Genomic DNA, 12,524 nt, shown 5'->3' with positions numbered 1-12,524 from the left:
CGTGAGGCTATGCGTCGACCTCGACCAGCTTCTCGCCGTCGAAGTTGACGACCTCGAACTTGTCGATGTCGTTGAGATCCAGCGACGCGCCGCCCTGGACGTAGAGCGGCTGCTTGGCCTTGTCCGTCTTGGCGTCCGGCAGGCCGTAGCCCCACTCCGGGACGGACCAGGTGGTGACGGTCTCCCGCTCGCCGTTCTTGCCGATGGCGATCAGCACGCACTTCTCGGGGCCCTTGACGTTCGTCAGCTGCGTGACGACGCCGGTGCCCCAGTCCTTCTTCTGCAGCGCCAGGGTCACGGACACCTTGGTGCCCGGGTCGGTGGCCGTGATCTTGTCGGGGATCTGCTCGAAGAGATCCTCCGCGGGGTTCGCGGAGAGGGTCTGGTTGGTGCCGCCGGTCCCGCCGCCCCCGCCGTCGTTGCCGCTGTTCGCCGCGACGGCCACGAAGGGGCCGCTGACGATCAGGGCGCCGGCGGCGGCCACCATGTAGAAGTTGCGGCGGCGCTTCTTGGCGCGGCGCTCGGCGACCTCGTCGACCAGCTTCTCCACCACGCGCGGCGCCGGCTTGGCCGACAGCGACTCGCCGAGCGACGGTGTACCGGTGCCGGGCAGGTCCGCGAGGGCGGCCAGCATCGGCTCCATACCGGCGAGTTCGTCGAGCTGCTGGGCGCACCACTCGCAGCTCGCGAGGTGCGCCTCGAACGTGGTCGCCTCGGCATCGTCGAGGATCCCGAGAGCGTAGGCGCCGACGGTCTCATGCTCGTTCGGCACCGGTGATCCCTGCATGACACCAGACATACCCGAACCACCCGCGCCGAATCCCTGGTTTCCCCCGTACCCGTTCATCACGCCGTCACCCCCCGCTCCTCCAGTGCCAGCTTCATCGAACGCAGGGCGTAGAAGACCCTGGAGCGGACCGTGCCGCTGGGTATGCCCAGCGTCTCGGCCGCCTCATTGACCGTACGTCCCTTGAAGTACGTTTCGACGAGCACCTCCCGGTGAGCCGGGGTCAGGTCGTCGAGTGCGTCCGACAGCGTCATCAGCCACAGCGCCTTGTCGATCTCGTCCTCCGCGGGGATGACCTCCAGCGGCGACGGATCGACCTCCTGCGGCCGGGCCTGCCGGCTGCGGTGGCCGTCGATGACGATGCGCCGGGCGACCGTCACCAGCCAGGGGCGTACCGAACCGGTGGCTCGATTGAGCTGACCGGCGTTCTTCCAGGCACGGATGAGCGTCTCCTGCACGACGTCCTCGGCGCGTTGCCGGTCTCCGGCGACCAGGCGCAGGACATAGGCGAGCAAGGGTCCCGCGTGCTCTCGATACAGCGCACGCATCAACTCCTCGTCAGGTTCGTTCGACGATGAGGACGGAGACGATGAGGACGGAGACATGCGATGTCGGGCCCTCGCTCCACGTTCATTGGCCACGGCCGCATCCTTGCGCACGCCCACCTCCGGTGTCCGGGGGATCCCCCAGTCGTTCGCTCCACAACCGGTACGGACGGGGTGGGTTGGATGTTCAACCCGGGGCGAGAGTTTTCCGCGGAGCGGGGGGAAGACCGGGACATGGGCACACATTCCCCCCGCCTCTTCTTCACATTCCCGCCACAGCGGCCGGACCGGCCGGGCTGCCCACGCGACGCGGAGACCAAACGAGGTGTAAGCGAAGTCACTTCGCGAGGCGGAGAACGAAAGCCGCATACGGGACGGTGGAGTTGGAGGGGAGGAGTGAAGAGGAGTGAAGAGGAATGAGGAAGAGCGGGGAGGAGCGAAAGGGCCGGGGCGCGGGTGGGCCGGCCGGGGGTGAGGACGGGTCAGGCGCGGGGGAGGGCGGCGGTCCGGCGGCGGTGGCGGGCCACCCGTTCGCGGTTTCCGCAGATCTCGCTGGAGCACCAGCGCCTGCGGCGGCCGCGCGAGGTGTCCAGGTACACGATCGGGCAGTTGTCGCCCTCGCACTGCCGCAGGCTCGCGCGCGCGAGCGGGTCGGTGAGCAGGTCCACGGCGTCCCGGGCGATCACCGCGAGCAGGGCCGCGCTGCCGGGCGGCCCGTCCAGCCGCCGTACCAGCGTCCCGTCGTCCCCCGGCACCGCCCGCGGCGCCGGGGGCGCGGCACGGGCGAGCTCGTTGACGCGGGCGAGCGCGCGGGCGTACGCGGGGGTGCCGGGCGCCGGCCGGCCGCGCACCAGGCGGGCGAGGTGCCCGCGCAGTTCGCGGAAGGCGGCCGGCCAGGAGCCGTCGGCGTGGGCCAGCGGGGTGCCCGCCGGGACGAGTCCGGAGCCGGTGATCCAGGCGCACACCACCTCGACGGAGCCGAGCCGTTCCTCGGGATGCGTGGTGGCGAGGAGATCCAGACAGATCCGCCCGGTGTCGAACCTCAGCTCGTGGGGCGCCGTGACCGTACCCAGTGCCATGTGCCTGTCACCGCCTAGGGTTCGCCCCGGCCCTGTGGGGGCCGGTGCGCAGCGAGTGGGGAGTCCGTCCCGGAAACCCGCTCCCTCCTACAGTGCCTGCCCGCCTCCCCGGCCGGAACCCCCCGGCCTCAGTCGTCGGCGTGCTCCGGCTCCGCGCGCTCCGGCTCCGGGTGCGGGTCCAGGGCGAGGCGGTAGCCACGTTTGACGACCGTCCGGATCAGTTCCGGCGTGCCGAGGGCGGTGCGCAGGCGGGCCATCGCGGTCTCCACCGCGTGTTCGTCGCGGCCGGCGCCCGGCAGCGCGCGCAGCAGGTCCGCGCGGGCGACGACCCGGCCGGGCCGGCGGGCCAGCGCCCGCAGCAGCGACATCCCCGCGGGCGGTACGGGGCGCAGCTCGCCGTCCACCACGACGGCGTGCCCGCGGATCTCCAGCCGGTGCCCGGCGACCGGCAACGAGCGGGCCCGGCCGGGCAGTTTCCGGCAGAGCAGCTGGACGAGCGGGCCGAGCCGGAAGCGTTCCGGCTGGACGGTGCCGATGCCCCGGTCCTGCAGCGGCAGCGCGGTGACCGGGCCGACGCAGGCGGGCAGGACGTCGTGGCCCAGGGCGGCGAGGACGTCGTCGAGCATCCCGCGCTGTTCGGCCCGGGACAGCAGGGACGCGACGGCGGGCGCGCTGGTGAAGGTGACCGCGTCCAGGGTCCGGGCGACGGTCGCTTCCAGCAGCCGGTCGACGGGAGCGATGTCCTCCGGCGGCATCCACCGGTACACCGGCACCCCCACCACCTCCGCTCCCTGGGCCCGCAGCGACTCCACGAACCCGGGCAGCGGTTCACCGTGCAGCTGGAGGGCGATCCGCAGTCCGTCGACGCCCTCCGCCAGGAGCCGGTCGAGCACCTCGGCCATCGACTCCGACGGCGGCGACCACTCCTCCGTCAGCCCGGCCGCCCGGATCGCGCCCTTCACCTTCGGTCCGCGCGCCAGGATCCGCGCCCCGCGCAGCTTCGCCAGCAGCTCCTCGCCCAGTCCCCAGCCGTCGGCGGCCTCGACCCAGCCGCGGAAGCCGATCGCCGTCGTGGCGACGGCGATGTCCGGGGCCCGCTCGATGATCCCCTTGGTCGCGGCCAGCAGTTCGCTGTCGTCGGCGAGCGGCACGATCCGCAGGGCCGGGGCGTGCAGCACGGCGGCGCCCCGCCGCTGGAGCAGCGCGCCCAGCTCGTCGGCCCGGCGCGCGGCGGTCACCCCGACGGTGAAGCCCGCGAGGGGTCCGTGTTCCGGTGACTGCTCTTGTTCGTCGTCCATGATTCCCGGATTCTCGTCCCTCACTCGAGTCGGTGTGCTGCGTGGGGCACGGCTCGGCCTCATGCCGACCGACTCTGCCCATGCTCCATGACGGGCTCGGTTCGGCTTCGTGTCCCCCGTGTTACGTCACACCCGGGCGTGGCTGACCTGTGGTGCCTTCTCCGCCACGCCCGTCGTGCCGGCCGGCCGCGCCGGGCGGCGAAGGTATACGGCCCAGGTGACCGCGAGGCAGACCGCGTACCAGGCCAGGAAGGCGGCGAACGCGCCGGTGCCGGAGCCGTGGGAGAGGAAGGACTGGCGAAAGGCGAGGTTGATGCCGACCCCGCCGAGCGCGCCCACCGCGCCGATCAGCCCCATGGCGGCCCCGGACAGCCGCCGTCCGTACGCCGCCGCCTCCTCACCGCTCAGCCCCCGGGCCCGCGCCTTGGCCTGGAAGATGCCCGGGATCATCTTGTACGTCGAGCCGTTGCCCAGGCCGGTGAGCACGAACAGCACCACGAAGGCGGCGGTGAACAGCGCCGGGGACTTCTGCGTGGAGGCGACGATCAGCACCCCGGTCGCCGCGCCCATGCCGACGAAGTTCCCCAGCGTGATCCGCGCGCCGCCGTACCGGTCGGCGAGCCGTCCGCCCACCGGGCGGACCAGGGAGCCGAGCAGCGGGCCGAGGAAGGTGACGTACGCGGCCTGGAGCGGCGTACGGCCGAACTCGTTCTGCAGCACCATCCCGAAGGCGAAGCTGTAGCCGATGAACGAGCCGAAGGTGCCGACGTAGAGGAAGGACATGATCCAGGTGTGCGGCTCCCGGACGGCGTCCCCGGCGGCCCCGGTGTCGTTCCTCACGGAGGCCAGGTTGTCCATGTACCGCCCGGCGAGCACGGCGGCGACGACGATCAGCGGGATGTAGAGGCCGAGCAGCACCCGGGGCCCGCCGCCCGCCCCGATGACCGCGAGGGCGGCGAGCTGGATCACCGGTACGCCGATGTTCCCGCCGCCGGCGTTCAGGCCGAGCGCCCAGCCCTTCCTCCGCAGCGGGAAGAAGGCGTTGATGTTGGTCATGGAGGAGGCGAAGTTGCCGCCGCCGACGCCCGCCAGCAGGCCGACCAGCAGGAACGTGGAGAAGGACGTCCCCGGTTCCATCACGGCGAACGCGGCGACCGTGGGGATGAGCAGCAGGGCGGCGGAGACGACCGTCCAGTTCCGCCCGCCGAACACCGCGACGGCGAAGGTGTACGGCACCCGGACCACGGCGCCGACCAGCGTCACCAGGGACGTCAGCAGGAACTTGTCGGCCGGGGTCAGCCCGTACTCCGGGCCCATGAAGAGCACCAGCACCGACCACATCGTCCACACCGAGAACCCGATGTGCTCGGACAGCACGGAGAAGAGGAGGTTCCGCCGGGCGACCCGCTCCCCGGTCCGGTTCCAGAAGTCCTCGTCCTCGGGGTCCCAGTGCTGGATCCAGCGACCGCCAGGGGCTGTCATGACGCCTCCACTGCTCTCCGGGGCGCGGCGGACGGATGCCGCGAGGGACTGCTCCCGAGGGTAGGCGGACAGTGTTTCCGCCCTGTGGCAGCGGATGACCACCGGGGAACGTCGCTCTCACTCCCGGCGGGTACGGGGTGAGAGCCGCCGGACGCACCGGTCGGGCGTCACCCCGCGCCCCGCCGCCCGCCCACCTCGAACCACAGCAACTTCCCCGCACTCCGCCCCAGCACTCCGTCCCCGAGCGCCCACCCGCCCCAACTGTCCGCGTACTCGGTCACGATGCGCAGCCCTCGCCCGGACTCGGCACCGGCCGGGACGAGCGCGCCCCGGTCCCCGGGAGGCCCGTCGAACGGCGCCGGGATGTGCGGGTGGCTGTCCCACACCCCGACCCGCAGCCGGCCGTCGCTCAGGCAGGTGAGCCGCAACGACGCGGGCCCCCGGTGTGCCGGTAGGCGTTGGTGACCAGCTCGGACGTCAACAGCTCCACCGCCTCGAGGGCGTCCTGCCTCCCGTGCCCACCGAGCACGGCCCGCACCGTCATGCGTGCGACACGTACGGCGCGAGGGTCATGGGGCAAGCGAAGGGCGTACGCCCAGGGGTGGGGCGGGGCTACGGTGACCATGAACGGCTCCATGGGAGAAGGCGACTTGAGCTCGCTCAACGGCGACGCCGGCGGTGGCAGTGCCGCGGTTGCGGTGCGCTTCCGGAGCGGGCGGTCGAGCGTTACGTGACCACCGTAGAGCGGCTGGTTAGATGGATCCTACGAAAACAAATGGATCCATCCACGTTTCACTCGTGTGAGGGAGAGAGGTGCCGCATCGCGGCCAGAAAGGAAACGCTGTGCCGCCCACCAACAATCCGACGCTGCGGCAACGGAGGCTGGGCGCTGAACTGCGCAAGCTCCGTGAGCGAGCCGGCCTCACCGCCACCGGCGCCGGCGAGTTGCTCGGCGTCAACCAGGCGCGCGTCAGCATGATCGAAACGGGCCGCACACCTGTCAGCGCCGACCGGATCCATTCCATGGCACGCACATACGCCTGCTCCGACATCGCGCTCATCGACGCCCTGGCCGCGATGACCGGGCGGCGATCACGGGGCTGGTGGGAGGAGTACCGCGAGAACCTGCCCGTAGGCCTCATCGACCTCGCCGAACTGGAGCACCATGCGGCAGCCCTACGCGTGGCACTGGTGGTTCACATCCCCGCCCTCCTGCAGACCACCGACCATGCCCGCGCCCTCTTCCGCGAGGCGGTGCCGCCCCTGCGGCAGCACGAGATCGAGCACCGCGTGTCCCATCGCATCAAGCGCCAAGCCATTCTTCACCGCGAGGATCCGCCGCCTTACACGGCAGTGATCCACGAGTCCGCTCTTCACATGGGGTACGGCGGCTCCGCAACCGTCCGCGCCCAGCTCCAACACCTGCTGGACATGAGCGAGCTCGACCACGTCACCGTTCGGATCATCCCGTTCGGCAAGGGGTCCTTCCCTGGGACGGGACAGTCGATCGACTACCTGCTGGGGCCTGTCCCACAGCTCGACACTGTGCAGCTGGACACCCACCACGGGTGCGAATTCCTCGACGCGGAAGCCCAATTGGACAAGTACCGTTCAGTGCTGGACCGCATGGAGTCGAACGCCCTCGAACCTGCCGAGTCCCGCGACCTGATCCGCCGTATCGCCCAAAACAGCTGAGAGAGCCCCACATGACCGATGTTCCATGGCGTAAATCCACATATAGCCCCGACGCCTCCAACTGCGTCGAGATAGCCACCGCCCCGGCCGCCGTCCTCGTCCGTGACTCGAAGGACACTGCCGGCCCGCGCCTCGCCCTCTCCCCCGCCTCCTGGACCGCCTTCCTCACGCACGTCGCGAAGTGACCGTGTTCACCTGCCGCCGGTGATCCGTACGGCGGCTCCGCCGACCATGAGCGCCAGCCCCAGCATCAGGACGGGAAGGCCGGGCCCCGGAAGGACGTACATGAGGGCTCCGGCCACGGTGGCCACGGCTCCGGCGGACATCAGCACGACGCCGAGGGAGGAATTATTCACGAGCATCTCCTGACCGGTGCGGCGGTCCGCCACACCAAAAGCGTGAGCACTTCGGCCACTACTGTCCTGATATCGCTCATCTGAGCGCTTGAGTGACACATGCCCGCCGACTGCTCACGGTTTTCGGCACGGCACCCGTTTCCGGCCCCGCGGCGTCGGGATCGCGGAGATGCCTCTCACCAGCCGGCGGGACACCATCCGGCCCGGGGCCGCCGGAACCCCTGTCCGGCGGCCCCCGGCCGTTTCGGACGGCCACGCCCCGCCCGCGCACGGGTGAGGCGTGGCCGCCGCATCACGGCCGGAGCCGGGCGGTCAGGTGCGGTAGGCGTAGTACGACGCGTTCGGGTACGACGCGATGATGCTCGTCACCGACCTGCTGTAGGTGTTGGTGGAGTGGTACGTCAGATACGGCACGCCCTGGCTGCGGGACGTGACGATCATGGTGTGGTCCTTCGAACCGTTGTTGTCGAAGTCGATCTGGAGCACGTCGCCGACGTCCATCTGGTGGACGTTGGCGAGGCTGGTCGTCCGCTTCGAGTTCTGGGCGAACCAGGACCACTCGTTGACGCCGACGAACGAGTGCGACTGGATCTCGGCGTTGCCGAACCACCGGGTGTAGTCGTACACGTAGCCGGGGACGTGCTTCCAGCCGCCCTCCTTCAGGGCCTGGCTGACGAAGTTGGTGCAGTCGCCGCCCGCGCCCGCCCCGTTGAAGTTCGGGTAGTCCGGGTTGTAGTCGGACCAGTGGCGCTTGGCGTAGTCGGCCATCGCCTTGTAGTCCAGCCCGCTGGCCGTGAGGTTCTTCGGGTTCGCCGGGCCGGGGTACGCGATCGCGGCCTTGGGCGCCGCAGGCGTGGTGGTGGCCGACTTCACGGTCACGGGCTCGGCGGCCGGCGGCGCGGTCGTCTCGTTCACGGCGAGGTTGTCCTCGTCGGCCGGGCTGATCCCGGTCAGCTGCCAATCGCCCCGCCGGTCCGCGGTGAACGTCAGCTCGTGACGGGTCTGGAACCCCGTGGTGCCCGGCGCACCGCCGCGGGCCTTCGCGTAGGTGAGGGTCGTGGTCTCGGTGGCCACGGCCTTCGCCTTGCGGCCCTTCACGTTGGTGGCGCCCAGCGTGACGGTCGTGCTGCCCTTGCTGTACTTCTCGCCCAGCTTCGCGAGTGCGTTCCGACGCCGGTCCAGCTTCGACAGTGCGGCGTCCTCACTGCGGGCCGTGCCGGAGGACAGCCGGACGTCTCCGGAGAAGCCGTTGGTCCGCGGCTTGTCCCGGTCGGTCTGGCCGCCGGCGACCAGGGCCTCCGTGCGGTCGGTGAAGACCGCGTCCGCGAGGCGCTGGAAGGTGGCCTTGGTCTTGGCGTCCACCGTCGGGTCGTCGGTGACCGCGGCGCCCGCGCTCCAGACGGGCAGCATCGCCGCTCCGGCGACGACGGAGACGGTGGCCGCCCCGAATATGGTGGCGCGGCGCCGCGTGCGGCTTATTCTTCTCGACTTCATGGATGTTTCCCCTCTTGCCCCGGCTGGGGGATGCCGGGAGGCGCATCCTCGCATGAGATGTGCGGCATCTGTGAAGAGGGGTAAGCCAGTTGACCCTTTGGTGACGGGTCGTCACTTCACCACTGTCGACCAGTCCGGTGACTGGGCCGGATCGAGGGTGCGCAGCCGCTCCAGCGTCGCGGGTTCCTGTACGTCCATCCAGTCGGCCAGTTCCTTGAAGGACACGCACTGGACGTCCTTCTTGACGCACACGTTCCTGATGACCCGTTCCACGGCCCGCATGTAGATGCCGCCGTTCCACTCCTCGAAGTGGTTGCCGATGAACAGGGGTGCCCGGCTGCCGTGGTAGACGCGGTTGAAGCCGGCCATGTAGGTGTCGACGGTCTCCTCTTCCCACTGGGGGTACATGGCCGGGTCACCGTCGGTCTTGCCGTCGGACTGGTTGTAGAGGAAGTTGAAGTCCATGGACAGGCCCTGGTACTTGCCGCCCTCGTACGGGAGCATCTGCAGCGGGAAGTCCCAGACGCCGTCCTTCTTGGTCGGCCATATCTGGAAGTCCCCCGCGGAGCTGGAGTCGTAGCGGTAGCCGTAGTCCTTGATGGCCTTCAGCAGGTTCGCCTGGCCCTCCAGGCAGGGGGCGCGCCCGCCGGTGACCTCCTTGTCGACGTCGAAGGGCAGCGGGGGCATGTCCGTGTAGCCGGTGTTGGTCTTCCACTTCTTCACGAAGGAGTTGAACTGGTCGATCTCGCTCTTCCACTCCGCGACGCTCCAGTCGCCGCCGCCCTTCTCCCCGCAGAAGTGCCCGTTGAAGTGGGTGCCGATCTCGTGCCCGTTCTTCCAGGCCCTGCCCAACTGCTCCAGCGTGGTGCGGATGTGCTCGTCGGTGGGGTAGCTGATCGCCGCGGCTCCCCTGTTGTGCTGGGGCGGGTCGTACAGCTCCGTCCTGGTCTTCGGCACCAGGTAGATCCCGGTGAGGAAGAACGTCATACGGGCGTCGTTCTCGTCGGCCACGTCCAGGAAGTGCGAGAAGAGCCCGTCCTCGCCCTGCAGTGCGCCGTCCCAGGAGAAGACGACGAACTGGGGAGGTTTCTGGCCCGGCTTGAGCGGCTTCGGCTTCAACCGGTCCTTCTGCGGGCCGGTGTAGGAGGTGGAGCCGTCTCCCAGGACCTTGGTCTTCCCGTCCCATTCCGGCTCCTCGGCGGCGCCCCCCGCGGTCTTCTTGCCGTCCCCCGAGGAAGCGGTCGGCGCGGTGTCGTCCGTGCCGTTCAGCACCAGGTAGCCCGCCGTCAGCGACGCGGCGGTGAGAAGCGCCGCCGACGCCAGGACCCCGGGGCGGAGGAGGGCGGCGGTGCGACGCGGCGCTTTGGCCTTGCGGCGGCGCCCCGGCGATGGCTTCATGTACGGCTCGTTCTCCAGAGTCGGTGGGGGGACTGCGGCGCCCGGCCGGTGGTCATCCGGAAAGGCCCAGAGCGCCGGACCAGATGCCGTAGGGGACGCTGTCGTCGGCGGTGCCGGCGAGACCCTCCAGCGGCAGTGGTTCGAGGCTCTCCGTGAGGTCGATGCGGTAGACGACGATCGCCGTGGAGACGGACTCGTGCGTGCCGACGTACCAGGCGGCGGTGTCCTTCTCCGTCGTCCCGGGCTTCCCGGCCACCTTCGCGGTGGCGGGCGCGCCGTCGGGGTGGGCGGTGCGGAAGGACTCCGTGAGCGCGGAGCTGACCTCCTCGGCCACCTCGGCGCGGACCGCCCGGCGCGGCTCGGGCAGGTCCAGGGGGATCTTGGCACCGTTGCGGGTGACGCGGTGCACCGAGTACGGCTCGGTGTGCTCGCCGGCCGCGGCGAACGTCGAGTAGCCGCCGGCCATGCGGATGGCGCTGGGGGTGGAGCTGCCCATCGACAGCGCGGGCACCCGGGCTCCGATGCTGGAGGGCAGCAGTCCCGAGGCCACGGCGGTGGCGCGCACCTTGTCCAGGCCGGTGTCCATGCCGAGCTGCATGAACGGCGTGTTCACCGAGAGGGCCATCGCCCGGCGCAGGGAGATCTGCCCGTAGGACTTCTCCCCGTCGTTGCCGGCGGCGACCTTGCGGCCGCTGCGGTCCCAGTACGGTCCCTCCGGCGTGGTCACCGGCACGTCGTGGTCGCCGTTGTAGAGGGACTCGCCGGTGACGGGGGTCCGCTCTCCGTCACGGGTGGTGCGGACTCCGTGCTGCAGTCCCGCCGCGTACACGAACGGGGTGAAGGCCGTACCGGCCGGGACGGTCGTGGCGTTGGACTCGTTGTAGCCCTGCTTGCGGTGGTCGGGGCCGCCGTAGACGGCGAGGATCCGGCCGTCGGCGGCCACCGAGGCCGCCCCGTAGTGCACGGCCTTCGCGGTCTTCGGGTCGTCCTTCAGTGCCTTCTTGCGGGCCTTGGTGACGACGTCGGTGAGCCGGTTCTCCCGCTTCTTGTCGAAGGTCGTGTAGATCTGGTAGCCGCCGAGGTCGAACTGCTTCTCGGTGATCTTCCCGGCCTTCTTGGCGTACTGGGAGGCGAGTTCGACCAGGTAGTCGCTCTGTTCACCGGTGGAGTACAGCGGGTTGCTCTTCAGCGGCTCGGGGAACTTCTTGTACGTGGCCCGCTCGGCCGGTGAGAGCTTGCCGATGTCGACCATCCGGTCGAGGGTCCAGGTCCAGCGCTCCACGGCCCGGTCGCGGTTGGCGCTGCTCAGGGTCGGGTCGTACAGGCCGGCGCCCTTGAGCAGGGAGGCCAGGAACGCGGCCTCGCCGGCGTCGAGTTCGCTGACGTCCTTGCCGTAGTAGGCCTGGGCGGCGCGCTGGATGCCGTAGGTGCCGCGGCCGAACCAGCTGGTGTTGAGGTAGCTCTCGAGGATCTCCTCCTTGCTCATCCGGTTGTCGAGCTTGAGGGCGATCATCGCCTCGGTGAACTTGCGGCGGACCGTCTGGTCCTGGTTCAGATAGGCGTTCTTGACGTACTGCTGGGTGATGGTCGAACCGCCCTGGGTGTCGCCCTGGCCGAACGTGCGGAGCACGGCGCGGGTGAGGCCCATCGGGGAGATGCCGGGGTCGTTGTAGAAGTTCTCGTTCTCGGCGGCGAGGACCGCCCAGCGGACGTCCTCGGGGATGTCCCGCAGCGGCATCTCCTGGCGCTGCACCCAGCCGGTACGGGCCATGGGCGTCCCGTCGGCCCAGAAGTACACGTTGTCCTGCTGGGTGGCGTGCGAGTTGAGGTCGTCCGGGATGTCGGTGGCCGCGTAGGCCACGACGAGGAAGAAGCCGCTGAGACCGATGCCGGCGAACGTGCCGCCGAGCCACTGCCGCCAGGAGGGCAGCCATCGGCGCCAGTCGGTGCGTCCGGGCCGGGGGTACTCCGGCTTCATCCGGCGGGCGTGGGGCGCGAGGCGGGCGGCCGACGCGGCGAGGACGCCCAGCAGGGGTGCCAGGCGGGGGTCGGCGGCGAGGCGGGAACGGAGGGAGGGGCGGGGGGCCTTGCGGGGGTTCCGGTTTCTGGAACGGGGCGATCGGCCGGCTTTTCCACCGCCACGTATTCGCTCCGCGGAGGCGGCCTCCGCCGAGGCGGATTCGTCAGCCGGCTCGGCTGCCCCGGGTATCCCGGACGTCCCGGACTGCTCGGGCTTCTCGCCCTTCGGGCCGGCGGTGCGCTGCACGGGCATGCGCAACTGCACGGTCTCTTCTGCCGTGAACGAACCGAGTGCTTTCAACTGCATGGTGACGTCGGGTTCTTCCCCTCGCCCCTCCGGCGTCACATGTCCCTCCTCGCACTCAGCACCA

General features: G+C 70.3%; 13 protein-coding genes. 2 read left to right on the top strand and 11 right to left on the bottom strand.

The annotated features are described in order from the left end of the window. Positions 1 to 7 precede the first annotated feature (7 nt). From ACTWJ9_RS20465 to ACTWJ9_RS20435, 7 genes are all read right to left on the bottom strand, one after another. Entirely contained in the window at positions 8 to 772 is a 765-nt protein-coding gene (locus ACTWJ9_RS20465) for an anti-sigma factor family protein (RefSeq protein ID WP_279335688.1), read from the bottom strand. A 74-nt stretch (positions 773 to 846) separates the two neighbouring features. Further along, positions 847 to 1,452: a sigma-70 family RNA polymerase sigma factor gene (locus tag ACTWJ9_RS20460; RefSeq protein WP_279335687.1), complete on the bottom strand. Its 606-nt coding sequence runs from the start codon at positions 1,450 to 1,452 to the stop codon at positions 847 to 849. Positions 1,453 to 1,814: 362 nt separating this feature from the next. After that, the gene (locus tag ACTWJ9_RS20455) at positions 1,815 to 2,411 is read right to left on the bottom strand and encodes a CGNR zinc finger domain-containing protein (protein WP_279335686.1); all 597 of its coding nucleotides are present in this window, start codon (positions 2,409 to 2,411) and stop codon (positions 1,815 to 1,817) included. Positions 2,412 to 2,539: 128 nt separating this feature from the next. Continuing rightward, complete coding sequence (locus ACTWJ9_RS20450) at positions 2,540 to 3,709, bottom strand: uroporphyrinogen-III synthase (protein ID WP_279335685.1); 1,170 nt, start codon at positions 3,707 to 3,709, stop codon at positions 2,540 to 2,542. Positions 3,710 to 3,835: 126 nt separating this feature from the next. Beyond that, positions 3,836 to 5,191 carry a nitrate/nitrite transporter gene (locus ACTWJ9_RS20445; RefSeq protein WP_443294556.1) on the bottom strand — a complete coding sequence of 452 codons (1,356 nt, stop codon included), beginning with the start codon at positions 5,189 to 5,191 and terminating at the stop codon, positions 3,836 to 3,838. Positions 5,192 to 5,358: 167 nt separating this feature from the next. Next, positions 5,359 to 5,619 (bottom strand): ATP-binding protein, encoded by a 261-nt coding sequence (locus ACTWJ9_RS20440; RefSeq protein WP_443294555.1) that lies wholly within the window; start codon positions 5,617 to 5,619, stop codon positions 5,359 to 5,361. Then, the gene (locus ACTWJ9_RS20435) at positions 5,601 to 5,771 is read right to left on the bottom strand and encodes an ATP-binding protein (RefSeq protein WP_443294554.1); all 171 of its coding nucleotides are present in this window, start codon (positions 5,769 to 5,771) and stop codon (positions 5,601 to 5,603) included. The genes ACTWJ9_RS20440 and ACTWJ9_RS20435 overlap by 19 nt, the downstream gene beginning before the upstream one ends. Positions 5,772 to 6,034: 263 nt before the next feature. On the opposite strand from ACTWJ9_RS20435, the gene ACTWJ9_RS20430 reads away from it, so the two are divergent. After that, complete coding sequence (locus ACTWJ9_RS20430) at positions 6,035 to 6,886, top strand: helix-turn-helix domain-containing protein (protein WP_443294553.1); 852 nt, start codon at positions 6,035 to 6,037, stop codon at positions 6,884 to 6,886. Positions 6,887 to 6,897: 11 nt separating this feature from the next. Further along, complete coding sequence (locus ACTWJ9_RS20425) at positions 6,898 to 7,071, top strand: DUF397 domain-containing protein (RefSeq protein ID WP_279335681.1); 174 nt, start codon at positions 6,898 to 6,900, stop codon at positions 7,069 to 7,071. A 6-nt stretch (positions 7,072 to 7,077) separates the two neighbouring features. On the opposite strand, the gene ACTWJ9_RS20420 is transcribed toward ACTWJ9_RS20425, so the two are convergent. From ACTWJ9_RS20420 to ACTWJ9_RS20405, 4 genes are all read right to left on the bottom strand, one after another. Then, the gene (locus ACTWJ9_RS20420) at positions 7,078 to 7,275 is read right to left on the bottom strand and encodes a hypothetical protein (RefSeq protein ID WP_279335680.1); all 198 of its coding nucleotides are present in this window, start codon (positions 7,273 to 7,275) and stop codon (positions 7,078 to 7,080) included. Between the two features lie 279 nt (positions 7,276 to 7,554). Then, complete coding sequence (locus ACTWJ9_RS20415) at positions 7,555 to 8,736, bottom strand: amidase domain-containing protein (protein ID WP_279335679.1); 1,182 nt, start codon at positions 8,734 to 8,736, stop codon at positions 7,555 to 7,557. 111 nt (positions 8,737 to 8,847) lie between these two features. Next, the gene (locus ACTWJ9_RS20410; RefSeq protein WP_443294552.1) at positions 8,848 to 10,134 is read right to left on the bottom strand and encodes a hypothetical protein; all 1,287 of its coding nucleotides are present in this window, start codon (positions 10,132 to 10,134) and stop codon (positions 8,848 to 8,850) included. A gap of 52 nt (positions 10,135 to 10,186) precedes the next feature. Beyond that, positions 10,187 to 12,460, bottom strand: a complete 2,274-nt coding sequence (locus ACTWJ9_RS20405; protein WP_279335677.1) for a transglycosylase domain-containing protein — start codon at positions 12,458 to 12,460, stop codon at positions 10,187 to 10,189. Positions 12,461 to 12,524: the final 64 nt, after the last annotated feature.

The organism is Streptomyces sp. GDS52 (genome assembly GCF_052246875.1).
GTDB classification, from domain to species: domain Bacteria; phylum Actinomycetota; class Actinomycetes; order Streptomycetales; family Streptomycetaceae; genus Streptomyces; species Streptomyces cathayae.
The sequence above is the reverse complement of the archived record's forward strand: the minus strand, read 5'-3'. Positions and strand labels throughout refer to the sequence as shown.